The sequence below is a fragment of the Lysobacter terrae genome (assembly GCF_054782215.1).
On record NZ_BAAGSX010000007.1, the window covers coordinates 58,306 to 83,934 of the forward strand.

Here is a 25,629-nt window from a genome sequence, read left to right on the forward strand (position 1 = left end):
GCGGAAGAGGGACATTTCCCAGTTTTGGAGCCCAGCCTCATGCGCCACGCCCGCGTCTTCGGCATGGTCGGCGTCACTGCCGCCGTCCTCGCCATCCCGCTCATCCTGAGCCTGTCGAAGGACGCCTTCGCCCAAGCCACGGTCACCCCGGTGCCGGACAACGCACCCGTGCAGACCGCGCCGCTGGTCGAAAAGCCGGCGACATGGGGCGACGCCAAGGCCGGCGCCGCCAAGGCCGGCACCTGCGCCGCCTGCCATGGCCTGGACGGCAACCCGACCGATCCGCAGTACCCGCGCCTGGCCGGCATGCCGGAGCGCTACATCGCGCACCAGATCGCCCTGTTCAAGAGCGGCGAGCGCAACACCGGCATGGCCGCGGTGATGAAGCCGTTCGCCGACCAGCTGACTGCGCAGGACGCCCGCGATCTGGGCGCTCACTTCGCCATGCAGAAGGCCGCTTCGGGCGTCGCCGACGACACCGTGATCACGGCCGGTCCGAACAAGGACAAGAAGTTCTACGAGGTCGGCCAGCAGCTGTTCCACAGCGGCGACAAGGCCCGCGGCATCCCGGCGTGCATGGCGTGCCATGGCCCGGTCGGCGCCGGCAACCCGGGCCCGGCCTACCCGGCCGTCGCCGGCCAGCAGGCCGCCTACGTGCAGCGTCGCCTGGAGGAATACCGCGCCGGTACCACCACGCAGAAGGACCCGCACCTGTTCAACATGATGGCCACCGTTGCCGGCAAGCTCACCGACGAAGAGATCGGCTCGCTCGCCAGCTACGTCCAGGGCCTGCACCCGCGCGCCGACGAAGTCGCCGCGGAAGCCGCGCCGGCCCCCGCCGCGCACTGAAGCTGAACTTCACCACGTTGCGCACGGTCGAACCGGGCGCACGGGTGTTCAAATAACGCCGACCGTGCTCGTCACGGTCGGCGTTTTTGTTTGCCCCGCTTGTCGGGGCTCCTTTCCCTCCAATCCGATTCCGGCCTATGCGCTTCCGCCTCAGTCTGCTGCTCGCCCTGCTCCTCCCCGTCGCCGCCGTCGCCGCTCCGCCCGCGCCCGTCGAGGGGAAGGATTACGAAGTCATCACCAATGGCGCGCCCTACGACCCCGTCGCCGGCCGCGTCGAGGTGGTGGAAGTGTTCGGCTACACCTGCCCGCACTGCGCGCACTTCGAACCGGCCGTGCAGGCGTGGAAGGCGAAGCTGCCCAAGGACGTGAAGTTCACCCCGGTGGCGGCGCCGTTCGGCGGCCAGTGGATGCCCTTCGCGCGCGCATATTTCGCGGCGAAGGCACTGGGCATCGCCGATCGCTCGCACGAAGCGGTGTTCCGCGCGCTGCACGAGGACGGCACGCTGCCGCGCAATCCCAGCGACGACGAACTGGCGCAGTTCTACACGCAGTTCGGCGTGCAGCCGGCGCGCTTCCTGGCCACGCTCAACAGCCCGGACGTCGACGCGCAAATGGAGCGCGCGTATGGCTTCCTGGAGCGCAGCGGCGTCGAAGGCACGCCGACGATGATCGTCGCCGGCAAGTACCGCATTACCGCGCCCCAGGCCGACGTGCTGCGCGTGGTCGATCAGCTGGTGGCGCGCGAACGCGCCGCGGCCAAGGCGCGGCGCTGACGCCGCCCTCGCGGCTCTGGCCGGTATCCTTGCCGGCCAGAGCGCAGAACAGCGCTTCCATTCACGCGGAGAAAGTCTCGATGCGCCTGCGCCCGGCTTTGTTGGTGTCCACCCTGCTGCTCGCCGGCTTGGCCGCCTGTTCGCGCTCATCCGCGGTGCCGGCAGTCGCGGCTTCGGGCGGCGCAGCACCGGCCGCCACGACCGCGGTCGCGAACGCACCGACACCCGCCGAGCCTACGCCCGCGGCCAAGCCCGACGTGCCGGTCGGCCCCGCGCCGGTCGCGGGTATCGATTACGCCGACATCGCCGGCGGCCAGACCTACGCACCCGCCGACGGCCGCATCGAAGTGGCAGAAGTCTTCAGCTACACCTGCCCGCACTGCGCGCACTTCGAACCGATGCTGCTGGAATGGCGCGCCCGGCAACCCGCGGACGTGAAGTTCGTGCCGGTGGCCGGCTTCTTCGGCGCTAATCCGGAGCCGTTCACGCGTGCGTTCTACGCGGCCGAAGCGGCGGGCGTGCGCAACAAGAGCCATGAGGCGCTGTTCAACGCCATCCATGTCGATGCCACCCTGGATGCGATGCGCGCCACGCCGCAGACCGTCGCCGCGTTTTATGGCCGCTTCGGTGTGGATCCCACGAAGTTGGCCGCGGCGATGACCAGCCCGGCCACCAACGAAGCGATCAGGCACGCGAACGCTTTCATCCTGAAATCGGGTGTCGACGGCACGCCCGGGATAGTGGTGGCGGGCAAGTACCGCGTGACCGGCAAGACCATGGAAGACATGTTGCGCATCGCTACGCATCTGGTCGCGAAGGAGCGCGCGGCGCGCGGCGGCTGAGCCGGCGTCCTCGGGCCATGCAGGCGTCTACCGGCCACCGGCGGCTCAAGCTGCTCAGCGCCAACATCCAGGCAGGTTCCAGCACGCGCCGCTACAGCGACTACGCCACGCGCAGTTGGTCGCACGTGCTGCCGCTGGGCAACAAGCACGGCAGCCTCGATGCGATCGCACGGCTCGCCGGCGAGCATGACATCGTCGGCCTCAACGAGAGCGATCCCGGCAGCCTGCGCTCGGGCTTCACCAACCAGACCCATTACCTCGCGCAGCGCGGCGGCTTCCACTACTGGAGCCATCAGCCCAATCGCCGTGTCGGCGGCGTCGCCTCCAGCGCGAACGGCCTGCTGAGCAAGCTGGAACCGGTCGAAGTCGTCGATCACGCATTACCGGGGCGCATCGCCGGCCGCGGCGTGCTGCTCGCGCGCTTCGGCGACGACGACGAGGCGCTCACCATCGCCATCGCGCATCTGTCGCTCGGCGCGCAGTCGCGCGCCTCGCAGCTCGCCTTCATCGCCGAGCTGCTGTACGACCACCCGCATGCTGTGCTGATGGGCGACTTCAACTGCGATATCGACCGGCCGGAAATGGCGGCGCTGTTCCGGCGCACGCGCCTGCAACCGCCGGCGCACGTCGTGCCGACTTTCCCGAGCTGGCGCCCGCAGCGCGCGATCGATCACATCCTGCTCGGCGACGGCCTCACCCGCCACCACGCGCGCGCGATGCCGGCGGCGCAGTCGGATCATCTGGCGCTGTCGCTGGAGCTGGATGTGCCGGAGCGCGCGATCCGAACCTGAGGGGCTCGGATTGCTTGAAGCGGGTGCGTTTAAACCTGGCCGCGATTGAAGTCGCCGATGCCTTCCACGATCGCGGTCATCGCCTGGCGCTCGGGCAAGGTCAGATGCGGATTCCATGCGTCCATCAGCAGGATCACCCGCGTGTCGTCGCTGCGATTCCAGGCTTCGTGCAGCCAGGTATCGTCGAAGGCGATGCATTCGCCTTCGCGCCAGGCATGCACCTGGTCGCCGACGCGCAGCGCGCAATCGCGCGGCACCAGCAACGGCAGGTGCACCACCGCGCGGATGTTGGTGACGCCGTGGTGGGGAAGGATGTGCGTTCCGGGCGAAAGCACTGAAAAACATACTTCCGGTGCGTGCTCCGCAATACGCAGTAGTGGCAAGCCTTCCAGTGCATGCGAGGTGGCCGGACTGCGGCGATGGTTGTCCGCGAACGCGCGTCCGTGGCGGTAGAAGAAGAAGGCATCCCAGTGCGGCGCCGTGTTTTCGCCTTGCAGATACTCGCTGAGGTCGGCTTCGGCCGGCGCGTCCAGGAAGGGCGTCAGCGCGCGCGGATCCTCGAGCACGGCACGCGCTTCCTTGCGAATGTCCGCCCAACCGGCTTCCAGCGCGGGGATCCAGTCGAAATCCCGAGTGGAGAAATACGGCGTGGCCGGCAGGTCGGGAAAGAACAGAAACTTCGGCTTCTGCGCGGCATCGGCGGGAGCGATGGGCTCGAGTTCGAAATAGCCGCGCAAGGCGCGTTCGACGCGGCGCATTGCCTGGTTGCCGTGCTGCTCCACCAGCGGATCGAGCAGATAGGCCAACAATTCCGGGCGCGACGCTTTCACGAATACGGCGGCATGCGCGACCTGCGCTCGCAACGGCGGCGGCGTGCTCGCTTCGTCGAGCCATTTCTCTTCGAGTTGGGCACGACTGAGGGCGCGGAAGTACGCACGCATCGCGCCGAGCCGGTCTCCCGCCCGCTCCATCAGCCGGCCCAACTGCAGATAGGCCATGTAGAAACCAGGCGCGATGCGCACGGCGTACAGCAGCGCCTGGCGCGCCTCGTCGGCATAGCCCGCCGCCTCGGCGGCCACGGCGAGATGCGCGAGCAACGTGGCATTGCCCGGTTCGTTGCGGCAGGCCTGCTGCAGATGATTCAGCGCGACATCCGCACGCCCGCCCGCCAAGGCATCGCGCGCGATGAAGACGCGCGCCTCGGATGACTCGCCCTGCTCCAGCACTTGCCGATACGCCGCCAGCGCGCGCGGATCACCCGCCTGCGCCCAGCTTCGCGCTTGTGCAAGCAGGGTGCTCATGCTCGGCCTTCCGGCTTGCGTGCCTCGACGAACAGCGAATAGTGGCGATCGCCGTACTTCGCCCCGGCGACCTCGCTGTTCGCGTCGACCTGCAACTCCTCATGGCGGCTGGCATTGAACTGCGACTGTTCGATGTCCGTGAAGCCGGCGCGTTGCAACGCCCGGCGCAGCGTCGCGAAGTCGTAGCCGAACTTGTGCGCCTGGAACAGCCACGCCGGATCCGGTCCCGCGCCGGCGTAAGCGAGAAAGTCTTCCAGCCGCGTGGTCTGACCATCGCCGGCGCCCCAATGCTCGATCCGGTGTTCGAAGAACGCCGCGTCGTCGCGCTGATAGGCCTCGATGCATTGCGCGATGTCCGGCACCACGATGCGCACGACGCCGCCGGGCTCCAGGACGCGCAACAGCTCGCTCAGGAAAGGCATCACATCGTTGGGATAGAACAGGTGTTCGAGCAGATGCGACAGGAAGATCAGCCGCACGCTGCCCTCGGCGAACGGCAGCCCCCACAGCACATTGGTTGCCAGCGGCGCCGGGTGCACGTCCAGGTTGATCCATCCGGGCAGCAGGCACGGACCGCAACCGATATGCAGCTTCAGGCCGCGCGCGTCCTGGCCGACGTCGAGCGCCTGCAACTGTGCCTGCAGATAAGGCGTGCGTCGCTCCGCCAACTCCCCGCGCAGCGTGGCGACGGAAGTTCGCAGGGCCTCGAGCCGCGCCGCCAAGCCGATGCCGTCGCGCTGTCGCAACGCCGATTCGGCATGCGGACCGAAACCGGCGACGTCGCAGCCCAACTCGTAAACGGCCTGGGCCAGCGCGGCGAGGTGTTCGCGGCTGCGCGCATGCGCGGCTTCGATGTCGGCCTCACCGGAGTCGTCGCGAACGGTCAGCGCACCGATTTGTTGCAGGTAGGCCACGGCGCGCGCGGCGAAGGCACGCGCACCTTCGGGCAAGGTCCCCAATGCCGTATCCACTTCCACCGGTTGGGCGAATTGCGCCAACCAGCCGATGAGTCCGGGCTGATCGGTGACGAAAGGCGCCGCCGATGTGCCGGTATGGATGAGCATGCGTCCCTGCTGGAAGCGCACGGCCGCGTCGGCGGAAAACACCAGGCGGGTCGATGCGGAACGATCGTTTTCCACAGTCAGCACTGCTCAGAACAGGAAATAGGTGGACAGGATGTACTTGTCGTTGCTCAGCGGCGCGCGTCCGGCGTGCTGGAACATCCAGTAAGGCGGGAACATCAGCAGCCGGCCCGCCTTGGGCTTCACCTCCAGCCCCATGTCGACGAAGGCGGTTTCGCCGCCCTCGGCGACGTCGTTGAGATACCAGAGGAACACCAGGTAGCGATTGCTGACCTCGCCCAGCGAATCGAAATGCGGCTGGAACTGCTCCTGGCCGCCGGGCTGATAACGCTTGATGATGAATTCGCTGGTGTGCTGCGTCGCCGGCACCGGAATGGTCAGGCCGACGGTCTCCACGTAGCGCGCCAGATAGGCATGCATGTTCGCCAGCAGCATCGCGCGAAAATTGGCGTCGGACAGTGCGCTGATGTCGAGCTCGGTCCAGCGGCTGTCCTCCAGGCCGCCGCGCACGCCTTCGCCGTTGCGGCGATGGAAGCGCGACAAGGCATGGAACGACTCGATCATTCGCTGGCACAGGGCGCCAGGCAGCGCATCGTCATACACCTGCACGAAACGGTCGAGGGACGCGGCAATCGGCACGCTGGAATTCCTGGTCATGGCGGCGGCGCGGAAGTGCGCTCGGACAGGGCAAATACTACGGTCGTCGGGCATCATAAAGGCATGTCCGTACCCCACGACGCCAGCCAGGACGCACTCCGCGAAGCGCTGCGGAATCTTCAGCGCGGCGACGCCCGATCCGCCGGCGAGATGGCGCAGCGTGCGCTGCTCGGCGCACCGGACGACGCCGGCTGGATCGGCATCCGCGCCGTGGCGCTCAGCGCGCAGGGCCAGGCCGGCGAGGCACTGCCGCTTTACCAGCGCCTGGTCGCGCTCCAACCCCAGCAGGCGACGCATTGGTCGAACCTGGGCAACTGTCTGTGCGAACTCGGCCGCGCACTCGAAGCGCGCGAACCGCTGGAGCGCGCCCTTGCCCTTGGCGCGCGCGATGCGGCCGTCCACTTCGCCATGGCCCGCGCCCTTGCTGCCGCTGGAGAATTGCGCCCGGCGCTCGCTCATGCGGAACAGGCACTGGCGCGCGATCCGGGCGACTTCGAGTTTCGCCTACTGCGCGCGCAGCTCCTGGGCGGCCTGGACGAATGGAACGCTGCACACGGCGAGGTCGATGCCTTGCTGCGGCAACCGCTGGACGCAGCCCAGCGTTGCGAACTGGGCTATCTGTTGTCGCGCGGCGGCAGCCATGACGCAGCGGAGCGCGTGTTCGCAGAGGTCCTTCGCGACGACCCTGGGCAGACCGATGCGCGCATCGGCGCCGTGCTTGCCCTGGAACGGCTGAACCGGCTGGACGCCGCGCTGCGCGAACGCGCGACGCTGGAATCGCAGCTGGATGCATCGGCGCGCGAACGCCTGAGCGACAAGCTGCTGCAGCTGGATGCGCGACTGGCCGGACGACAGAACGACCCTGCGGCGGCGCGCGCGAAGCTGGAGGCGCTGCTGTCCCGTCCCGATCTGGACATCACGACGCGGATCAGCTTCGGGTTCGATCTGGGCGCAGCTCTCGCGAAAACGGGCGATGTCGATGGCGCAATGAAGGCCTTCGCTGAAGCACACGCGCTGCGCTTTGCACAGGCGACCGCCCTGCATCCGGCATTGGCGCTGCGGTCGGATCTGTATGGCGTGATGGACGAACCTCTGCCCGATCCTGCCCCGCCAGCCCTGCGGTTTGCGGACGAACGTCGCGATCCGGTGTTCGTCGTCGGTTTTCCGCGCTCCGGCACGACGCTGCTGGAGCAATTGCTGGACGCGCATAGCGAGCTGGCCTCCTTCGACGAGCAACCGTTCGTGCAGGGGTTGGCTCAAGGCCTTTACACGCGGGCCGATACGATCCAGGCCGCGTTGCGCACGCTGGATGCATCGAGCCGCCAGCAGCTGCGCGAGCGCTACTTCGCTGACGTTGATGGCGTCCTGCCCGCGCCACTGGGCGTCGGCGCACGTCCCGTCGACAAGAACCCGCTCAATCTTTTGCGGCTGCCGCTGCTGCCGCACTTCTTCCCGGATGCGCGGGTGATCCTTGCCGTGCGCCATCCCTGCGACGTGGTGCTGAGCTGCTACATGCAGCATTTCGGCTCGCCTGCGTTCGCGGTGGTATTCGACACGCTCGAGTCCTGCGCCGAGCTGTACGACCGCGTGTTCGACTATTGGTTGCGTACGCGCGACGCAATCGGCCTTCCGCTGCATGTGCTCCGTTACGAGGATCTCGTGGCATCCACGGAAGCGGAGGCGCGACGCCTGATGGCCTTCCTGGACTTGCCGTGGCAAGACGATCTCCTGCGCTTCACCCAGCGCGCGCGCGAGCGCGCCATCGGGACGCCGAGTTATGCGCAGGTGGTGGAACCGGTGAACCCTAAAGCGGTCGGTCGCTGGCTCGCGTATCGCCGCCATTTCAGCGAGCGAACGCTCGAACGGCTGCGCCCCTGGATCGAGCGCTTCGGGTACGAAGCCATCTAGTCGCCGCGCATAGCGCAACTGCAAAACAAAAAAAGCCGCGCAGCTTTCGCTGCGCGGCTTTTGATTTACACCCGGCCGAATTACTTGAAGTTGGCCGTGAAGTTCACCCAGTAGTAGCGGCCCACCGTGTCGAACGTCTGCGGGTCGGTATTACCGTCGGCGGTGTTGTTCTGGTACATGATCGGCGGCTTCTTGTCGAACGCATTGTCGACGCCGACGCGCACCATCATGTCCCACGGCAACTTATAGCCGAACTCGATGTTGTGGTACGTCTGCGCACCGAAGGTCAGCAAGCAACCCTCGCTACCCGGCGAGATCGCACGGTCCGCGCAGGGAACGGTGTCCACGCCGGGCTTGGAGCCGATCTTGAAGCCGTGCACGTAGCGAGTCGTCCACTGCGCGTCGAAGTTGCCCAGGTTCCAACCCAACACGCCGATACCGCGCCAGCGGCTGTAGTTGCCGAGGCCACCATTGGCCGAACCCAAGTAGGTGCCCGCGTTGTGCTGCTCGGCCGTGACGACGCCGTTGAAGATCGTCTTCACGTCGTACTGCGCCAGGTACGTGGTGTCCAGGCTGGCGCGGATCTTGCCCCACGGGGTCTCGGTCTTGTAGCGGAAGCCGATGTCGATGCCCTTCGTGTCCGTCTCACCCACGTTGGCGGACGCGTCGAACAGGCGGATCGGGTCGCCACTGGCCGGGTCGCGCGAGAACAACGAGCAGAACGGCGACGGATTGGCGATGGTGCTGTTGAAGCACTGGTTGAGGATGGTGAAGGTACCGAAGGTACCGATCGTGTCGTCCAGGTGCACCTTCCACGCATCGATGGTGGTCGAGAAGCCCGGCAGCCATTCCGGCTCGTACACCGCACCGATGGTGAAGACGCTGCCTTCTTCCGGCTTCAGATCCGGGTTGCCGCCGAGGAAGGCCGACAGCTGCGTATCCGGCGCGCGGTAGCTACCGTCGTTGGGCACGTTGATACAAGCCGGGTTGCCGTTAAGCGGACCGGTGTAGCCCACGCACGGATCGGTATAGCCTGCCGAGAAGGCGAACAGGCCGCTGTACAGGTCGGTGACCGTCGGCGCGCGGAACACCTGCGCATAGGTGCTGCGCAGCAGCAGGTTGTCGATCGGACGCCATTCCACGCCCAGCTTGCTGTTGGTCGTGTTGCCGAAGCTGTTGTAGCGCGAGTAGCGGGTACCCAGCGTCACATTGAGCGACTTGGCGAACGGTGCATCGGCCAGGATCGGGATCAGGACTTCGCCGTAGACTTCCTTGGTCTCGGTGTAGCCGGAGGTACGCGAGGCGCAGGCTTCACTGGAGATCTCGCAGGTGAACTCCGCATCGGGGTTCAGGGTGGAGAGCGAGTCGGGGGTGAAGTTCAGGCTGACCCGACGCCACTCGAGACCCACGGCAGCCTTGACCGTGCCGGCGGGCAGATCGAACAGGTCGCCGGCGAAGTTCGCCTGCGCACCCTTCATCACCTGCACCTTGTGCGTATGCGAGGCGACCGTGATGGCGGCCAACGCGTCGCGCGCCGCCTGGCCTACAGGCGTGCTCAGGTCGTACGGGACGCCGAAGAAGTTCAGCGGCACGCAGTTCGGGATGATGTCGGTGGGGGTACCACAGCGCGGCACGCCGCCGGCATCGATGAACGACGGGCCCAGGCCATCCTGCAGCTTGGACGACTGGATGTAGCCGGTGGTGGACAGGTCCTGGGTGATGCGGCCATAGCTGGCACCGGCATCCCACGACCAGGAGCTGTCGCCGAAGTTGCCCTTCAGGCCGCCGTTGAACTGGTTGACCTCGGTGTTGAACGCGAAGCGGCGATTGCCCAGGTCGGACAGGCGCAGACGGCTGTCGGTGATGTCGACGCCGAACGGGTTGTAGATGTTGTCGGCGGAGATGACGACGTTGTCGTTGCCCGGACGGCCGTCGTACGGCAGCGGCGCGATCTGGCTGGCGGAGCGGGTGCGATTGACGAACGCGTCGAGGTACGCCGTCACGCCCTCGGTAACGTCATAGTTGCCGGTGACGAAGAAGCCCGCGCGTTCCTGCGGGGTCAGTTCGACGTTGCCGACGGCCTGGTAGTTGAAGAGGTCGGCGCCGGTGAAGCAGCGGAAATCCGAAGGCGACGTGCCCGCGGTGCCCGCGATGTGGGTGAGACCGGCGTTGTCGGCCAGATCACCGTCGCCGTTGCAGTCCAGACCAGCGACGCTTTCCGGCACGGTGTAGCGGCCAGTGGTGGTACGGCTGGAACCACCAATGTTGACCGCGCCCGCATACAGCGTCAGCGCGTTCTTCGAGAAGTCGCGATCGGCTGCGCTGACTTCCTTCTGCTTGTGGTAGTTGATGCCGAGGATGAAGCTGCCGCGGTCGCCGCTCAGGCCCAACGTGCCGTTGATGCCGTAACGCTCGCCGTCGTCCTGGTCGCTGATGCCGTAGTCGACGCTCACCTGCGAGCCGTCGAAGTTGCGGCGCAGGATGAAGTTGACCACGCCGCCCACGGCGTCGGAGCCATAGATCGCCGAGGCGCCGTCCTTGAGGATTTCGACGCGCTCGACCATGGACATCGGGATCGAGTTGACGTCGTTGGTGACGATGCGGCGGCCGTTGATCAGGATCAGCGTGCGCACTTCGGTCAGGCCGCGCAGCGAGACGGTGGCTGCACCGGTACCGCTGGGGTTCGGGCCGCCGGGGCCGCTACCGCCGTTGTTGACCGACGGGTTGGTCGCGGCACCCGCCATCGCGGGGACCGACTGGATGAAGGCACCGATCGTCTGCGCACCGGTCGAGTCGATCGCCTGACGATCGATCTGGAACACGGGGCTCGAGGTTTCGATGTCGGTGCGCTTGATGCGCGAACCGGTCACCGTGATGGTGTCGAGGGTGGTGGCCTTCTGGCCCTGCTCGGGGGCCGGTGCAGCGTCCTGAGCGGCCGCGAGGCCGGGCAGGCTGATCAGTAGCGACAACTGGATGGCTTTCGCCAGAGGTTGGTGGCGCAGCGCTTGCATGATTCTCTCTCCTGGAATTCTTTTGGGGGCGCGCGGTGGGCCGCGTCTAAGGTGCGGCCTCGGAGTTGTAAACAATTAGTGAAGCGGCCACAAGCGGCAAGAAGTCACGCCTGCGATGGCATGACCTCCGTCACGAATTGCCGACGGCCAATGCGATAGCCACGGCAGCCAAAAAAGCCGCGAACACCCGCCGCAAAGTGGCCGGATCCAGGCGGTGCGCGAGGCGCATGCCGTAGGGGGCGGCAAGCACCGAGGTCGCTGCGACCCCGATCGCGCCAGGCAAATACACGTAGCCCAGAGAGAATTGCGGCAGTGCACCATGCGGTGCGTGCAGGACATATCCGACCGCACTGGCGAAGCCGATCGCCACCCCGCAGGCCGAGGAGGTTCCGACCGCGCGCACCGGCTGCACGCCGCGCCAGACCAGCAGCGGCACGGTCATGCTGCCACCGCCGATGCCGACCACGGCCGACACCGCGCCGATCAATACGCCGGCGGCGGTCATCGGCACGCCGTGCGGAGCGACGGTCGCCGTGGCCTCCGCGCCGGCACGCGTGCGGCCGAACGCGAGCTGCGCGGCCGCCAGCAGGCAGTAGCCTGCAACGATCCAGCGCAGCACATCGCCATTGATGCGGACGGCGACGCCGCTGCCCAGCCAGCCGCCGATAAGCAGCCCGGGCACCATCCAGCGCACGGTCGGCCACAACACACTGCCACGGCTGTTGTGCGCGCGCGCCGAAGCCGCCGCGGTCAACACGATGCTTGCCAGCGAGCTCGCCAGCGCCGCATGCATAGCCGCCTCCTTCGGCACGCCGACGCTGGGAAGCAACCACGCCAGCGCAGCGACGAGCACGAGCCCACCGCCCACGCCCAACAGCCCCGCGAGGATGCCGGCGACGGCGCCCAGCGCCAGGAACAACAACAGCGAAACGAGCATGGACACTCCAGCGGCGGGCGAAATGCCGCGATCGTAGCGTGTGCGACGAGAGGCGATGCCACGCGCGCGCGACGCGCCATTGCCGACGCACGCGACCGCATCTACGCCGACGACGGTCTATTCATCTAGCTCGGCTATAGTCCCCCGATGCTCCCCCGCATCCTCGTCACCGCACTGGTGGCGGCCGTGGCCGGCACCCTGCCCATGGTGTCCGGTCCATCGTCGCTGCACTGGAATACCCAGGCCCAGGCCTCGCCATTGGCAGCCGCCATCGTGGCCGCCGACCCGCAACTGCTGCGCGTGCAGGCCGCCATCGAAGCGGCCGAACGTGGCGACTTCGATTCCACGCAATTCGGCGATCTCGTCCGCCACCCGCTGTATGTGTGGATCGAATACGCCAACCTGCGCCACAACATCGACGATGTCGGCGAAGCGCAGGCGCAATCCTTCTTGAGCCGCTACGACGGCCAGGCCGCTGCGGCCGCGTTCCGCGAAATCTGGATCGCGCAAACCTCGCGGCGCGAAGACTGGGCGGCGTTGCTGGCCGCCTGGCGTCCCGCAGTCGGCAGGAGCGTCGACTTGCGCTGCGCCGAACTGCGCGCGCGCCAGGCGCTGGGACGCGACGACGCGCAATGGAGCGCCGATGCGCAGGCGTTGTGGCGCGACTCCGGCAAGCCCCTGCCCCCCAACTGCGATCCCGTGTTCGACTCGCTTGCCGCTAAAGGCGGTCTGACCCCCGAACTGCGCTGGGAGCGCATCGACAAAGCCGGGGCCGAATGGCAGCCCGGTGCGATGCGCGCCGCCGCACGCGGCCTGCCCGCAGAAGACGCGACACTCGCCAACGAGTACGCGACTTTCCTCGACGCGATCAATCCGCGCGCATTACAGTGGCCCAGGACCGAACGCAGCCGGCGCATGGCGTCGTACGGCCTGGCCCGTCTCGCCACGTCGGTGCCTCTGGCGGCCGAAGCGCAACTGCCGCAGTACGCCGATGCGCTCGGCTTCACCGACGAAGACCGCAGCCGCGTGCTGTACCAGATCGCGCTGTGGACCGTCGCCTCGTACGAACCCGAATCGGCGCGACGCCTCGAGGCCGTGCCGGCCAGCGCCTACGACGAACGCCTGCACGAGTGGCGTGCGCGCGAGGCGATGTCGCGTTCCGACTGGCCTGCCGCGCTCGCTGCGATCCGCAAGATGAGCGACAAGCAGCGCAGCGATTCGCGCTGGCAATATTTCGAAGCACGCCTGTCCGAGATCACCGGCGACAAGGCGGCCGCGCAACGCCTGTATCGCGAAGCCGCCAACAAGCCCGAGTACCACGGCTTCCTCGCCGCCGACCGGATCGGCGCTTCGTACACGCTATGTCCGTGGATGCCGAACGACACCGGAGCTCAGCGCGCGACCGTGGCCGCCGATCCCGCGCTGGTGCGCGCGCTCGACCTGTATCGCATCGACCGCCGCGGCTGGGCGACGCGCGAATGGGACGACGCGCTCAGCCGCTTCGACGACACCCAGCGCCGGCTCGCGATCGAAGTCGCGCAGTCGCACGGCTGGTTTGATCGCGCCGTGTTCGCCTTGGGCAAGACGCCATCGGGCGAAGCGCGGCCGGAAGAATTGCGGCTGTACACGCTGCGCTTCCCGCTGCATCACGACGCCCGCATCCGCCGCGAGGCCGCGAACAACCGGCTCGACCCGGCCTGGGTGGCGGGCGAGATTCGCGCCGAAAGCGTGTTCGACCCGCGCGCGCGTTCCGGCGCCAACGCGATGGGTCTGATGCAGATACTGCCCGGCACCGGCGCCACGGTCGCGCGCGATCTCGGCCTGAGCTGGGGTGGCGCCGATTCGCTCTACGACCCGGACACCAATATCACCCTCGGCAGCGCGTATCTGCGCCAGTTGCTCGACAAGTACGGCGGGCAGCCCTATCAGGCCATCGCCGGTTACAACGCCGGTCCCACGCCGCTGGAGCGCTGGCAATCGCAGCGCCCGGGCATGGATCCGGATTTCTGGGTCGAAACCATCAGCTACAAAGAGACGCGCGATTACGTCGCGCGGGTGATGGCATTCAGCGTGCTCTACGACTGGCGGCTCAAGGGCACTGCGTTGAGCCTCACCGAACGCATGCGCGGACGCCTGGACGGCCCGCGCAAGAAGTTCGTCTGTCCGCTCGCGGTGGCACCCGCGCCGTCGGTCGCGCCGACCACGCCGCCAGCGAAGAAGCGCCCGCGACGCTGATAATCCGACCGCGGACAACCGCTTACACTTCGGCAGATGAAAACTTTCCTCGTCGGCGGTGCCGTCCGTGATCGCTTGCTTGGCCTCGGCCATGGCGATCGCGACTTCGTCGTGGTCGGCGCGACGCCGGGGGCGATGGAAGCGGCCGGCTTCAAGGCGGTCGGCCGCGACTTCCCCGTGTTCCTGCATCCGGACACGGGCGAGGAGTACGCCTTGGCGCGGACCGAGCGCAAGTCCGGCCGCGGCTATCGCGGATTCGTCGTCGACGCAGATCCGTCGGTCACGCTCGAGGAAGACCTGCAGCGCCGCGACTTCACGATCAACGCGATCGCGCAGGACGAAGGCGGCAACCTCATCGATCCCTACGGCGGTCAGCGCGACCTCGAGGCGCGCGTCCTGCGCCATGTCAGTCCTGCATTCGCCGAAGATCCTTTGCGTGTGTTGCGCGCCGCGCGCTTCATGGCGCGTTTCGCCCAACTGGGTTTCACCGTCGCACCCGAGACGATGGCGCTGATGGGCGAGATGGTCGCCAGCGGCGAGCTGGAAGAGCTCACTCCCGAACGGGTGTGGCAGGAACTGCGCCGCGCCATCACCAGCCAGACGCCTTCGGCGTTCCTGCGCATCCTGCACGACTGCGGCGCCCTCGCCGTGGTGCTGCCGGAAGTGGACGCGCTCTACGGCGTACCGCAGCGCGCGGAGTTCCATCCGGAAGTCGATACCGGTGTGCACGTCGAACTCGTCTGCGACATGGCCGCACGCCTGGCGCCGGGCGACGAACTGGTCGGCTTCGCTGCGCTCACCCACGACCTGGGCAAGGCACTGACGCCCGAAGCGGTGCTGCCCCGGCACATCGGCCACGAGGAGGCTGGCATCGCGCCGCTGCGCGCGCTGTGCGAACGGCTCAAGGTGCCGGTCGAACATCGCCAGCTCGCCGAATGCGTGTGCCGCGACCATCTCAACGTGCACCGCATGGAAGAGCTGCGCGCTTCCACCGTGTACGAACTGATCGCGCGCTGCGACGGCTTCCGCCGCCCTGAACGCATCGTCCGCGTCACCATTGCCTGCGAAGCGGACAAGCGCGGACGCGCGGGCATGTCGGAGCTGGAGTACCCCGCGGGCGCCCTGCTGCGCGAAGCGCACGCCGCGGCGATGACCGTGCGCGCGGCGGACCTGCCCGGCGACCTGCAAGGACCTGCCCTGGGCGAAGCGGTGCGCCAGGCACGCATCGTGGCGATTGCGTCGGCGACCGGGAAGAAGCTCTGAGCTGATCTGCTGATGATCTCCCTCTCCCCGCTTGCGGGGAGAGGTGCCCCGAAGGGGCGGTGAGGGGGAGCGAGCGCAGCGAGTTGCTTTGGCTGTTGCTTCCGACGCGAGCCGGAGCAAAAGCAACTCGCTACGCTCGCCCCCCTCATCTGCCCTTCGGGCATCTTCTCCCCGCAAGCGGAGAGAAGAAAAAAAACGGGCGACCTGAGCCGCCCGTTTTTCCAACCTTGTCGCGTCGGATCAGAACTCGAAGCCCACCTTCACATACCACTCGCCGCCGTTGAAGCCATACGGCGAGGACAGTGGGTACTGCGCGCCCAGGAAGTTCAGCACGTCGTTGGTCTGCTTGTCCGGGTAGGTGTCGAAGATGTTGTTGCCGCCGACGGTGAGATGCGCCTTGTCCTGGAACAGGTTGAAGGTCACCGCCAGGTCGAACAGCCACTTCGCATCGAACGTCGCGGTTTCGCCGAAGGTCACGTCTTCCCAACCGTCGTAGCGGTTCGCGCGCGCGGTCAGGTCGAAGCTCCACGGCGAGCGCCAGTCGAAGGTCAGCACGGTGCGGTTGTTCGGCAGCTGGTTCTCCAGGTCGGCGACGCGTTCGCTGCCGATGACCGGGGCGCCGTCGAACGGGTTGATGTCGACGCTGTCGACTTCCTGCTTGTTCCAGCTATGGCGGGCGTCGAAGGTACCCGTACCCCAGTCGCCGAAGTCGGCCTTGTAGATCGCCACCAGGTCGATGCCCTGCACCGTGCTGTCGAAGCCGTTGGTGAAGTACGACACCTGGCCCGGCAGCGCGGACAGCGGGATGCCGGCATTGATCAATGCCTGCTCTTCCGGCGAGCCCGGGGCGATGCTGATGTTGCGCAGCGCGATGCGGTCATCGACCTTGATGTTGTAGTAGTCGACGGTGAGGCTGAAGTTGCTGCTCGGCGTGTATACGACGCCCGCCGAGTAGGACATCGACTCCTCAGCCTTCAGCGGCACGGCGCCCAGCGCGATCGCCGCGGGACTGTTCACCGGGAACGTGCCCTGCGGGATCAGATTGCCGTTGGCATCGGCCGTCGTGGTGACGTCGAGCGTATTGATCTGGCCCGGCGTCGGCGCGCGGAAGCCGGTGTTCACCGTGGCGCGCACGGCGAATGTATCGGTCGCCTGGAAGCGGCCTGACACCTTCCAGTCGAAGGTGCTGTCGAAGGCCGAGGAATCCTCGAACCGTCCGGCCAGACCGACCGTGAGCTTTTCGACCACATCGGCTTCGAGGTCGATGTACGCGGCGCGGCTGAACTGGCTGAAGTCGCCCGTAGCGCCCGGTGCGTCGCCCTGGAAGCCATCCGAGCCGAAACCGAACACCGCGGCACCCGGACCGACTTGCCACGATGCGAAATCGCCTTCGCCGATCTTGTAGGTTTCCTCGCGCCACTCGCCACCGAACGCGACGTTGATCGGCGAGGCGAAGACGTCGTTCTCCCACGCGAAGGAGAAGTCGGCGTTGGCGCCGCGTTCCAGCTGGGTCAGGATGCCCGGCTCGAAGGCGATGGGGCTGAGCCTGCCCAGGCTGGGATTGATCGAATTGATCAGCTGGTAGTACACGCGGTTTTCGCCCTGACGCAGGCTGACATCCCAGTTCAAGCCGTTGCCGAACTTGCCCTTGGCGCCGAACACGCCTTCGTAGTCCATCAGGTCCGCGGCGATCGTCGGCGTGTAGCCGCCCGGAAATTGCGTGTAGATCGGATTGAGCGCGACGTAGCCGGAGGGGCTGGTGCCGCTGGCCGTGAAGTAGTCCGCCGGATTCAAGCCTTGGCCGATGATGTTATTGATCAAGGCCTGGTCCACGGCGTCCGGCTGGCCGTCGCCGTTGCCGTCCACCATCAGCGTGCTGCGCGGCGATACACCCGCTACACCCACCGGCTCACGGTAGAAGAAGCTCGAGTCGAACTTCGAATCGGAGTAGCTGCCGAAGCCGTACAGGCTGACGTTTTCGCTCAGCGGCAACTCGGCGTTGAAGAACGTGCGCAGGCCCTTGCCGTTGGGATCGCCCCAGCGCTGGCCCAAGCCTTCGAACGGCACCGAGCCGGGACGCGCGGCCTCGACTTGGGCCGCGGTCGCACGCGGTACGCCGCGCGAGGTGAAGTCGCTTTCGAAGTACTCGGCCGTGAGGTTGAAGAAGCCGTCTTCGGTCAGCGGCAGGCCGAGGTTGAACGAGGTGCGCCACTTGTCGCCGTCGCCCTTGAAGGTCGAGCCGTACTGGGCATCGATGCGGACGCCTTCGGCGTTGTCGTTGAGGATGATGTTGACCACGCCGGCGATGGCGTCCGAACCGTACTGCGCCGACGAACCGTCGCGCAGCACTTCGACGCGCGAGATCGCGGCCGAGGGAATCAGGCCGTAGTCGACGGCCTGCGAGCCCTGGTTGACCGTGCCGAACGGCTCGGCCTGCAGATTGACCAGCGCCGAACGGTGGCGACGCTTGCCGTTGATCAGCACCAGCGTCTGATCAGGCGGCAGGTTGCGCAGATTGGCCGGGCGGATGAAGGCCGTGCCGTCCGCGATCGGGAAGCGTTGGGTGTTGAACGAAGGCGCCACGACCGAGAGCTGGTCGGTGAAGTCGGCCGAGGCCTGGCGTTCGAGATTGGCGGGACGGAAGACGTCGATCGGCGAGAGCGACTGGGTCGGCGAGCGGCCCTGCACGCGCGTACCGGTGACCACCAACTGGTCGAGTTCGACGGGTTTCTTGGCGGGTTGATCGCCCGGTGCTGCGCTCTGCGGCGCTGGCGTGGTCTCTTGGGCGAAGGCGGGCACTGCGAAGCCGGCGGCCAGCGAGGCTACGACGGCCAGCGCCAGACGATTGCGGTGGATGGCGGGCATGCTCGGAATTCCTTGAGTGGTGGGCAAGGGCTCCCCCTGCGAGCCCAGACCGGAGCTTCAGGAATTTTTAACTTTTGTGCAATCAGGTCGGATGCATTGCCGAATCTGTCTTGGGGGTACACCCGACGTCCGTCACAAAGCACCACCCCGCGCCTCCCGCGTGCGCAGGCATCGTGCGCTGCACAAGAGAAAGTGCGGACTCAGTTCCAGCGCGCGTCCAGGCGCTGCAGCCAACGGGCCGCAGGCGTGAACCCCAGTAGCAAGCCGAGCACCACTCCCGTGGCATTGCTCGCCGCGTCGACCGGATCGGCCATACGCGTGGTGGTCAGCGCAGCCTGGGCGAACTCCATCGCGATCCCCAACAGGATCAGCCCCACGCCGGCCACCCATTGCGTGCGCCGCTGTGCGAACAGCAGCACCGCGCCGAGGGCCAGGGTGCCGTAGCTCAGCAGATGCTCGACCTTGTCGAAGTTGCGCGGCACCGACATCGGTGGCGGCGGCGTCAACGAGAAGACGATGACCAGCACGATCGCCAGCACCCACAACCCCAGCCACAGGCGCGGCCGTCGGAAATCGCGCAGCGCCGGATGCGCAGACCGCTGCGACGCCATCACAGGCGGAAGCTCAGATCGCCGGCCATGAACGCCACGCCGAACTCCACGTCCTTGGCGAAGCCCATCACCTGGAAGCGTTCGCCCATCTCGCTCGGCAAGGTGAGCTTCTTCACTTCGTTGCGGCGCCGCTGTTGCTCGGCGGGGTCGTGCATGCGTTCGATGCGTTCGAGCACACCGGCCATGCCGTTGCCGAGCAGGAAGCTGGCCTGCGAGCAGTAACCGGCGAAGTCGAATCCCGCGGCGACACCAGCTTCGGCCAGTGCGGTGAAGTCGACCGACGCGGTGAGATCCTGCAACCCAGGCCACAGCAGCGGGTTCTCATGCATGCGATGGCGGTAATACGCGCGCAACGTGCCGTCGCTGCGATCGGCTTGATAGAACTCGCCGCGCGGATGACCGTAATCCACGAACAGCATCGCGCCGCGGCGCATCCCGCCCAAAACGGCCTGGATCCAGTACGGCAACTGCGGCAGCACCTCGGAGCGATAACCCTCTTCGAACGTGCGCCCGAGGCTGCGCTCGATATGGCGCACGGCGTTGCCGAGGAAGGCATCGGCCGGCCGCAGCGTGCGCGCGAAGGCGTCGCCTTCGGCCACGACGTGCTCCTCGTATACCTCGCCCTCGCGGATCGCGAAGCGCGGCGTCGGCAGCGCATCGATGACCTCATTGGCGAACAGCACACCGCTCCATTCGTCCGGCAGCGGACCGTTCAACCATTCCACCAGTTCGAACAAGGGCGGCGGCAGGTGTTCCTGCAGGCGTTCGCGCTGACGTTCGCGCAGGTCGGCGCTGGGCTCGAGGATCAGGTAGCGGTCGGGCAGCGCGTCGAGTTCGAGCAGGCGCTTGAGCGCGACCTCGGCAAAGGCGCCGCTGCCGCCGCCCAGTTCGAAGAACAGCGCACTGGGACCCAGCTGCTGCAGCACCGGCGCGACGCTCTCGGCCACGCAGGCGGCGAAGATCGGTCCGATTTCCGGCGCAGTGACGAAATCGCCCGCCTCGCCGAACTTGCGCGCGCCCGCGCTGTAGTAGCCCAGCCCCGGTGCGTACAGCGCCAGCTCCATGAAGCGGGAGAACGGGATCGCGCCGGCGTTGCCCGCAATCTCCTGGCGGATGTAGGCGGACAGGCGCTCGCTATGGGCGAGCGCATCGGCGTCGGGCGCAGGCAGCGCGGTCACGGAACCGGAAGTCGTAGCGCCCGGAGTCATCGATTCTGAAGTCATGCGGCATTATCTCCCGCGGCACGTGCACACAACCGCCTTCGAAGGATCTCCGGCCATGACAGCCCCCCGCCCCGTCGCCCTGGTCACCGGCAGCGCCCGCCGCCTCGGCGCGGCGATCGCGCGCGCCCTGCACGCCGCCGGTTACGACCTGGCGCTGCATTGCCGGCATTCGCGCGGGGACATGGATGCGCTGGCGGCGGAGCTGGAGCGGGCGCGCCCGGGCAGCACCTTCGTACAGCAGGCCGAGCTGGCCGACTTCGACCGCCTGCCGGAACTGGTCGCCTACACCATCGGCCGCTTCGGCCGGCTCGATGCGCTGGTGAACAACGCGTCGAGCTTCACGCCGACGCCAATCGGATCGGTGACGCCGGCGCAATGGGATGCGCTGTTCGCCAGCAACGCGCGCGCGCCGTTCTTCCTCGCCCAGGCGGCCGCGCCGCATCTGGCTGCCACCCGCGGCGCGATCGTGAATCTCGCCGACATCTACGGCGAGCGTCCCCTGCGCGAGCACACGGTGTATTGCATGGCCAAGGCGGCACTGCTGATGCTGACCAAGTCGCTGGCGCTGGAGCTCGGCCCGGCCGTGCGCGTCAACGCCGTTTCGCCGGGCGCGATCCTGTGGCCGGAAGAAGGCAGCAACGACGCCAAGCAGCAGGCTCTGCTCGCGCGCACGCCGCTCGCGCGCACGGGGAAACCGGAAGAGGTTGCCGAAGCCGTACGCTGGCTGCTACAGGACGCGCAGTACAGCACCGGGCAGGTGCTGCATCTGGATGGCGGGCGCTTACTGGATGTCTGATTTTCCTTCTCCCCGCTTGCGGGGAGAAGGTGCCCGATGGGCGGATGAGGGGCGCTTTTGCTTGGTGCTCGTCACGTCCCCTCACCCTGCGTTGCTTACGCAACGCTGTCCCTCTCCCCGCAAGCGGGGCGAGGGATAAATCGCTTACTTGGGCTGGAACGCGTGTTCCAGCTGCAAACCGCGGAACGCCGCCGGCGCTTCGCCCTGCGTCGCAAAGCGATAAAGCGCCGCGGAATAGATGCCGCTCAGCGCCGCCTGGTACACGCCCAGCAACAGCAGCGCGATCACGAACACCACGCCGACGCCGATCGCCAGCACCATCGATACCTGCGCCGCCACGTAGGCCAGCAGCGCGCCGATCAGGATGATGCCGAAGCTGAGCAAGCCGAAGAACACGCCGATGCCGACGTTGCCGATCGCGTTCTCGCCCCAGGTGCGCTTGAGCAGGCTGGCGCTCTGCTTCAGGGCATCGATCGGACCGACGTTCTGGCTGACCAGCACCGGCACGACCAGGAAGGTCGCCAGCGTCCACGCCGCGCCCAGGCCGCTGCCGAGGATGCGCATCAGCAGGTTGTCGTCGTCCTTCATGCGCTTAAGCACCAGACCCACCGTCGCGGCGATGGCGGCGTAGCCCAGGATCGCGGGCAGCCGTGCCTTCGCGGCATTGAAGCCGTCGGCCAGTGTGGGATCGCCACCGTCGAGGCGGATCATCGCCGCACCGACCAGCGCGCAATTGCAGAACAAGATCACCGCGTACTGGCAGAAGTAGAAGGCGAACACCACCAGGGCGCCGACCAGGTTGAAGCCATCGGTGAACAGGCGCAGCGCCCACACCGGCAACAGGAACGTCGCCAGCACCACCAATGTCAGCAGACCCGAGATGATCGGGAACAGCATCAGTTCCTTGTCGGAGCGCAACACCGCGGCACTCGCCTTGGCCAGCTCCCAACTGCGCGAAAACCTGTCGAACATCATCCCTTCCCCTATGAATGCCTCATGGCAAGCCCGCATCGTGGGACGGGAAGATGAAGCACGCAAGTCAGAGGGCGACGACGTCCATGGGCGTCCGACGATCGGCATGGCCGTCCCACAGTTCGGCCAGCGTGTAAGTGGTGCCCGGCACGACCACGTCTGGCGCGATCTCGGCCAGGGGCCGCAGCACGAAGGCGTGCTTCAACTCGTGGCGCGGAATCTGCAAATGCCCGTCGCCCTGCAGCATCAGGTCGTCGAACAGCACGATGTCGATGTCAAGCGTGCGATCGCCGAAGCGCGGTCCGCTGCGATCGCGGCCGTGGGCGTCTTCCAGGGCGTGCAGCCAGGCGTTCAGGGCGAACGGATCCAGCGAGGTTTCCACGATCGCGGCCGCGTTGAGGAAGTCGCCGCCGTCGAAGCCCACTGCGCGCGTTCGGTAGACCTTCGACAGCACGATCTCGCCGAAGTGCTTGCGCAGCGCGGCGATGGCTTCGCGCAGATGCCGCTCCGGCTCGCGGTTGCTGCCGAGGCTTAGATAGGCCTTGCTCATCGCGAAGCTCAGACCTTGCTGCGTTCGATGATCACCCCGACCGCGCGCGCGCCGCGCACCGCGCCGGGCTTGCTCAGCTTCACGCGCACATGCTGCACGCCGAACTCGTCGAGGATGATCGCCGCCACCCGCTCGGCCAGCGTTTCCACCAGGCCGAAGTCCGATTGCGTGACGTATTCGATCAGGCGCTTGCTCACCGCCTTGTAGTTCAGCGTGTCCTCGATCGCATCGCTCGCCGCGGGCACGCGGTTGTCGAAACTCATCTCGACGTCGAACAGCAGCGGCTGGCGGATGCGGCGCTCCCAGTCGTAGATGCCGATCAGCGCCTCGATCTCGAGGGCTTCGATGAAGACTTTGTCCATTCGCTCGCGGATTCGTAAACGACGGTGGGGCGCAAACGCTACGCGACTTCCGGCAGCGAGGCCATGTCCCAGCGCGGCGTCACCCGCACCGAAGCGTCGCTGTGCTGGCCGGCCTGCAGACGCAGTGCGCCGGCGAAGGCGATCATCGCGCCGTTGTCGGTGCAGAACACCGGCCGCGGGAAGCTCACGCGGCCGCCGCGCTTTTCGGCCATCGCCTGCAACTTCGCGCGCAGGCGCTTGTTGGCGCCGACGCCGCCGGCGATCACCAGCGTGTCGAAGCCGGTGGCGTCTAGCGCGCGTTCGCACTTGATCGCCAGGGTGTCGACCACGGCGTCCTCGAAGGCACGGGCGATATCGGTGCGGGTCTGCGCGCTCTTGTCGCTATCGCGCCAGGCCAGCAGCACCTGGGTCTTCAGGCCGCTGAAGCTGAAGTCCAGGCCGGGGCGATCGGTCATCGGCCGGGCGAACTTGAACACGCCCGGCCGACCTTGTTCGGCCAGCGCCGCCAGCTGCGGGCCGCCGGGGTACGGCAGGTCCATCAGCTTGGCGGTCTTGTCGAAGGCCTCGCCGGCGGCGTCGTCGAGCGTCTCACCGAGCAGGCGGTAGCGGCCGATGGCGTCGACCGCCACGAGCTGGGTGTGGCCACCCGACACCAGCAGGGCGACGAAGGGGGGCTGGGTGCTGGCGTCCTCCATCAACGGAGCGAGCAGATGCCCTTCCATGTGGTGGACGCCGATCGCCGGGACATCCAGCGCCCAGGCCAGGGAGCGGGCCACGCCGGCCCCGACCAGCAGCGCGCCGACCAGGCCCGGCCCGGCGGTATAGGCCACGCCATCGATGTCGGCGACCGTCAGCTCGCACTCGGCCAGGGTCTGGCGGATCAGGGGCAGCAGCTTGCGCACGTGGTCGCGGCTGGCCAGTTCGGGCACCACCCCGCCGTATTCCGCGTGCAGGGCGATCTGGCTATAGACGGCGTGGGCGCGCAGGCCGGCTTCACCGCCGCCGGCGCCGGTGCTGTAGACGGCGACGCCGGTTTCGTCGCAGCTGGTTTCGATGCCGAGGACGTTCATGGTGGAGAATATGGGGGCGATGCGGAGAAAACCGGCAGGCCACGCCGGAAAAGCGCGCCCACCAAAGGCGCGTTCACCGGAGCGGGCGAAGAGGTTGCATGCCGCCGGCCTGCGCCGCTATCATACGCGGCTCTCCGGGTCTGCCCGGGTTGGTCCCTTAACGAGATTACGTATGCCCAGCGTCAAAGTCCGCGAAAACGAGCCCTTCGAGTTTGCGCTCCGCCGCTTCAAGCGCACCTGCGAAAAGGCCGGCGTCCTGGCCGAGACCCGCAAGCGCGAGTTCTACGAGAAGCCGACGCAGGAACGCAAGCGCAAGGCTGCCGCCGCGGTGAAGCGTCAGGCGCGCCGCACCTCGCGCGACGTCACCAAGCGTCAGCGCCTGTACTGATTGCCTGGCGGGTCGGGCCTTAAGCCCTGTCCCGCTGCAGTCGACGCAGAAGCCGGCCGCGCTCAGCGCTGCCGGCTTTTTGCATTTCTAGTCGCCGGGGCCAGGCCCGATTCGAGGCCGCCGCCCCGCCCGTCTTCCAGATTCAGGAGATTTCCATGTCCCTCAAGCAACGCCTCACCGACGACATGAAGGCCGCCATGAAGAGCGGCGACAAGGACACCCTCGGCGTGATCCGCCTGATCAACGCCGCGATCAAGCAGCGAGAAGTCGACGAGCGTATCGAGCTGGACGATGCCGGCGTGATCGCCGTGCTGGAGAAGGGGGTCAAGCAGCGCAAGGACTCGATCAGCCAGTACGAGGGCGCCGGCCGCGAGGATCTGGCCGCGATCGAGCGCGCCGAAATGGTTGTGATCGAACGCTATCTGCCCGCCAAGATGGGCGAAGCCGAGGTCGTGGCGGCCATCGACGCCGCCATCGCCGAGACGGGCGCCAAGGGCCCCGCCGACATGGGCAAGCTGATGGGCGTGCTCAAGCCCAAGCTGGCCGGCCAGGCCGACATGGGCCAGGTCTCGGTCCTGGTGAAGCAGCGCCTCGCCGGCTGATCCACCCGATGCCCGTTGCCATTGCCACGAACCGCCCGGGCGTCACCCTGCGCCCGGCTACGCGCGACGACGTGCCGCTGATCCTCGCCTTCATCCGCGAGCTGGCCGAATACGAGCGCGAACCCGACGCCGTGCAGGCCGACGAGGCGACTCTCGCCGCCAACCTGTTCGGCGAGCATCCGGGCGCGGAGGTGGTGATTGCGGAAGCCGATGGCAAACCCGCCGGCTTCGCCCTGTTCTTCCACAACTTCTCGACCTGGCTGGGCCGCCGCGGCCTGTACCTGGAAGACCTGTTCGTGCGCCCGGAATTCCGCGGCCGCGGCGTCGGCCAGGTGCTGATGGCGTATCTGGCCAAGCTCGCAGTCGAACGCGGCTGCGGCCGCTTCGAATGGTGGGTATTGGACTGGAACACGCCGGCGCTGGATTTCTACCGCCGCCTCGGCGCCGCGCCGATGGACGAATGGACCGTGCAACGCATGACCGGCGACGCGTTGCAGGCGCTGGCGGCGAGCTTCGACGCGCCGCGCGGGTGAACCACGTC

At 67.3% G+C, this 25,629-nt stretch carries 23 protein-coding genes; 11 read left to right on the forward strand and 12 right to left on the reverse strand.

Going from position 1 to position 25,629, the window contains the following annotated elements; translation table 11 throughout:
- The first annotated feature begins 39 nt into the window (after positions 1 to 39).
- The 4 genes from ACYVJ8_RS11520 to ACYVJ8_RS11535 all read left to right on the forward strand — a co-directional run bounded on the left by ACYVJ8_RS11520 (position 40) and on the right by ACYVJ8_RS11535 (position 3,255).
- On the forward strand, positions 40 to 849 hold the full coding sequence (locus ACYVJ8_RS11520) for a c-type cytochrome (RefSeq protein ID WP_460712487.1): 810 nt from the start codon (positions 40 to 42) through the stop codon (positions 847 to 849).
- Between the two features lie 137 nt (positions 850 to 986).
- Positions 987 to 1,622 (forward strand): thiol:disulfide interchange protein DsbA/DsbL, encoded by a 636-nt coding sequence (locus ACYVJ8_RS11525; RefSeq protein ID WP_460712489.1) that lies wholly within the window; start codon positions 987 to 989, stop codon positions 1,620 to 1,622.
- Positions 1,623 to 1,702: 80 nt separating this feature from the next.
- Positions 1,703 to 2,464: a thiol:disulfide interchange protein DsbA/DsbL gene (locus tag ACYVJ8_RS11530; protein ID WP_460712491.1), complete on the forward strand. Its 762-nt coding sequence runs from the start codon at positions 1,703 to 1,705 to the stop codon at positions 2,462 to 2,464.
- Positions 2,465 to 2,481: 17 nt separating this feature from the next.
- A complete protein-coding gene (locus ACYVJ8_RS11535; protein WP_460712493.1) occupies positions 2,482 to 3,255 on the forward strand; it encodes an endonuclease/exonuclease/phosphatase family protein in 774 nt (257 codons plus the stop codon).
- Positions 3,256 to 3,284: 29 nt separating this feature from the next.
- Here ACYVJ8_RS11535 and ACYVJ8_RS11540 read toward each other — a convergent pair whose 3' ends face one another.
- Genes ACYVJ8_RS11540 through ACYVJ8_RS11550 form a run of 3 tightly spaced genes read right to left on the reverse strand, consistent with a single transcriptional unit; the run spans position 3,285 to position 6,277 of the window.
- Complete coding sequence (locus ACYVJ8_RS11540; protein WP_460712495.1) at positions 3,285 to 4,556, reverse strand: aspartyl/asparaginyl beta-hydroxylase domain-containing protein; 1,272 nt, start codon at positions 4,554 to 4,556, stop codon at positions 3,285 to 3,287.
- A complete protein-coding gene (locus ACYVJ8_RS11545) occupies positions 4,553 to 5,704 on the reverse strand; it encodes a class I SAM-dependent methyltransferase (RefSeq protein ID WP_460712497.1) in 1,152 nt (383 codons plus the stop codon). The genes ACYVJ8_RS11540 and ACYVJ8_RS11545 overlap by 4 nt, the downstream gene beginning before the upstream one ends.
- A 3-nt stretch (positions 5,705 to 5,707) precedes the next feature.
- A complete protein-coding gene (locus ACYVJ8_RS11550) occupies positions 5,708 to 6,277 on the reverse strand; it encodes a 2OG-Fe(II) oxygenase (protein WP_460712499.1) in 570 nt (189 codons plus the stop codon).
- Between the two features lie 81 nt (positions 6,278 to 6,358).
- On the opposite strand from ACYVJ8_RS11550, the gene ACYVJ8_RS11555 reads away from it, so the two are divergent.
- Positions 6,359 to 8,203, forward strand: a complete 1,845-nt coding sequence (locus tag ACYVJ8_RS11555) for a tetratricopeptide repeat-containing sulfotransferase family protein (RefSeq protein WP_460712501.1) — start codon at positions 6,359 to 6,361, stop codon at positions 8,201 to 8,203.
- A gap of 80 nt (positions 8,204 to 8,283) precedes the next feature.
- On the opposite strand, the gene ACYVJ8_RS11560 is transcribed toward ACYVJ8_RS11555, so the two are convergent.
- Both ACYVJ8_RS11560 and ACYVJ8_RS11565 read right to left on the reverse strand, forming a co-directional pair.
- Positions 8,284 to 11,214, reverse strand: coding sequence for a TonB-dependent receptor domain-containing protein (locus ACYVJ8_RS11560; RefSeq protein WP_460712503.1), 2,931 nt, complete (start codon positions 11,212 to 11,214; stop codon positions 8,284 to 8,286).
- A 130-nt stretch (positions 11,215 to 11,344) separates the two neighbouring features.
- Positions 11,345 to 12,151, reverse strand: a complete 807-nt coding sequence (locus ACYVJ8_RS11565) for a sulfite exporter TauE/SafE family protein (RefSeq protein ID WP_460712505.1) — start codon at positions 12,149 to 12,151, stop codon at positions 11,345 to 11,347.
- A 204-nt stretch (positions 12,152 to 12,355) separates the two neighbouring features.
- Here ACYVJ8_RS11565 and ACYVJ8_RS11570 point away from each other — a divergent pair, with 204 nt between their 5' ends.
- Both ACYVJ8_RS11570 and ACYVJ8_RS11575 read left to right on the forward strand, forming a co-directional pair.
- Positions 12,356 to 14,386: a lytic transglycosylase domain-containing protein gene (locus tag ACYVJ8_RS11570; protein ID WP_460712590.1), complete on the forward strand. Its 2,031-nt coding sequence runs from the start codon at positions 12,356 to 12,358 to the stop codon at positions 14,384 to 14,386.
- A 36-nt stretch (positions 14,387 to 14,422) separates the two neighbouring features.
- Entirely contained in the window at positions 14,423 to 15,649 is a 1,227-nt protein-coding gene (locus ACYVJ8_RS11575; RefSeq protein ID WP_460712507.1) for a multifunctional CCA addition/repair protein, read from the forward strand.
- Positions 15,650 to 15,889: 240 nt separating this feature from the next.
- Here the strand turns inward: ACYVJ8_RS11575 and ACYVJ8_RS11580 are convergent, their stop codons facing one another.
- The 3 genes from ACYVJ8_RS11580 to ACYVJ8_RS11590 all read right to left on the reverse strand — a co-directional run bounded on the left by ACYVJ8_RS11580 (position 15,890) and on the right by ACYVJ8_RS11590 (position 20,348).
- On the reverse strand, positions 15,890 to 18,514 hold the full coding sequence (locus ACYVJ8_RS11580; RefSeq protein ID WP_460712509.1) for a TonB-dependent receptor plug domain-containing protein: 2,625 nt from the start codon (positions 18,512 to 18,514) through the stop codon (positions 15,890 to 15,892).
- A 200-nt stretch (positions 18,515 to 18,714) separates the two neighbouring features.
- A complete protein-coding gene (locus ACYVJ8_RS11585) occupies positions 18,715 to 19,125 on the reverse strand; it encodes a VanZ family protein (protein ID WP_460712511.1) in 411 nt (136 codons plus the stop codon).
- Positions 19,125 to 20,348 (reverse strand): class I SAM-dependent methyltransferase, encoded by a 1,224-nt coding sequence (locus ACYVJ8_RS11590; RefSeq protein WP_460712513.1) that lies wholly within the window; start codon positions 20,346 to 20,348, stop codon positions 19,125 to 19,127. Before ACYVJ8_RS11590 ends, ACYVJ8_RS11585 begins: the two co-directional genes overlap by 1 nt.
- 55 nt (positions 20,349 to 20,403) lie before the next feature.
- Between ACYVJ8_RS11590 and ACYVJ8_RS11595 the strand changes: the two genes are divergently transcribed.
- Positions 20,404 to 21,144, forward strand: coding sequence for a pteridine reductase (locus tag ACYVJ8_RS11595; protein WP_460712515.1), 741 nt, complete (start codon positions 20,404 to 20,406; stop codon positions 21,142 to 21,144).
- A gap of 144 nt (positions 21,145 to 21,288) precedes the next feature.
- On the opposite strand, the gene ACYVJ8_RS11600 is transcribed toward ACYVJ8_RS11595, so the two are convergent.
- From ACYVJ8_RS11600 to tsaD, 4 genes are all read right to left on the reverse strand, one after another.
- Complete coding sequence (locus ACYVJ8_RS11600) at positions 21,289 to 22,116, reverse strand: DUF6159 family protein (protein WP_460712517.1); 828 nt, start codon at positions 22,114 to 22,116, stop codon at positions 21,289 to 21,291.
- A gap of 67 nt (positions 22,117 to 22,183) precedes the next feature.
- Positions 22,184 to 22,666 carry a 2-amino-4-hydroxy-6-hydroxymethyldihydropteridine diphosphokinase gene (gene folK / locus ACYVJ8_RS11605; protein WP_460712519.1) on the reverse strand — a complete coding sequence of 161 codons (483 nt, stop codon included), beginning with the start codon at positions 22,664 to 22,666 and terminating at the stop codon, positions 22,184 to 22,186.
- Positions 22,667 to 22,674: 8 nt separating this feature from the next.
- The gene (gene folB / locus ACYVJ8_RS11610; RefSeq protein WP_460712521.1) at positions 22,675 to 23,028 is read right to left on the reverse strand and encodes a dihydroneopterin aldolase; all 354 of its coding nucleotides are present in this window, start codon (positions 23,026 to 23,028) and stop codon (positions 22,675 to 22,677) included.
- 38 nt (positions 23,029 to 23,066) lie between these two features.
- Positions 23,067 to 24,098: a tRNA (adenosine(37)-N6)-threonylcarbamoyltransferase complex transferase subunit TsaD gene (tsaD, locus tag ACYVJ8_RS11615; RefSeq protein ID WP_460712523.1), complete on the reverse strand. Its 1,032-nt coding sequence runs from the start codon at positions 24,096 to 24,098 to the stop codon at positions 23,067 to 23,069.
- A gap of 172 nt (positions 24,099 to 24,270) precedes the next feature.
- Here tsaD and rpsU point away from each other — a divergent pair, with 172 nt between their 5' ends.
- The 3 genes from rpsU to ACYVJ8_RS11630 all read left to right on the forward strand — a co-directional run bounded on the left by rpsU (position 24,271) and on the right by ACYVJ8_RS11630 (position 25,621).
- A complete protein-coding gene (gene rpsU, locus ACYVJ8_RS11620; protein ID WP_036170822.1) occupies positions 24,271 to 24,486 on the forward strand; it encodes a 30S ribosomal protein S21 in 216 nt (71 codons plus the stop codon).
- A 155-nt stretch (positions 24,487 to 24,641) separates the two neighbouring features.
- On the forward strand, positions 24,642 to 25,088 hold the full coding sequence (locus tag ACYVJ8_RS11625; RefSeq protein ID WP_460712526.1) for a GatB/YqeY domain-containing protein: 447 nt from the start codon (positions 24,642 to 24,644) through the stop codon (positions 25,086 to 25,088).
- A gap of 8 nt (positions 25,089 to 25,096) precedes the next feature.
- Positions 25,097 to 25,621, forward strand: a complete 525-nt coding sequence (locus ACYVJ8_RS11630; RefSeq protein WP_460712528.1) for a GNAT family N-acetyltransferase — start codon at positions 25,097 to 25,099, stop codon at positions 25,619 to 25,621.
- The last annotated feature ends 8 nt before the right edge of the window (positions 25,622 to 25,629 follow it).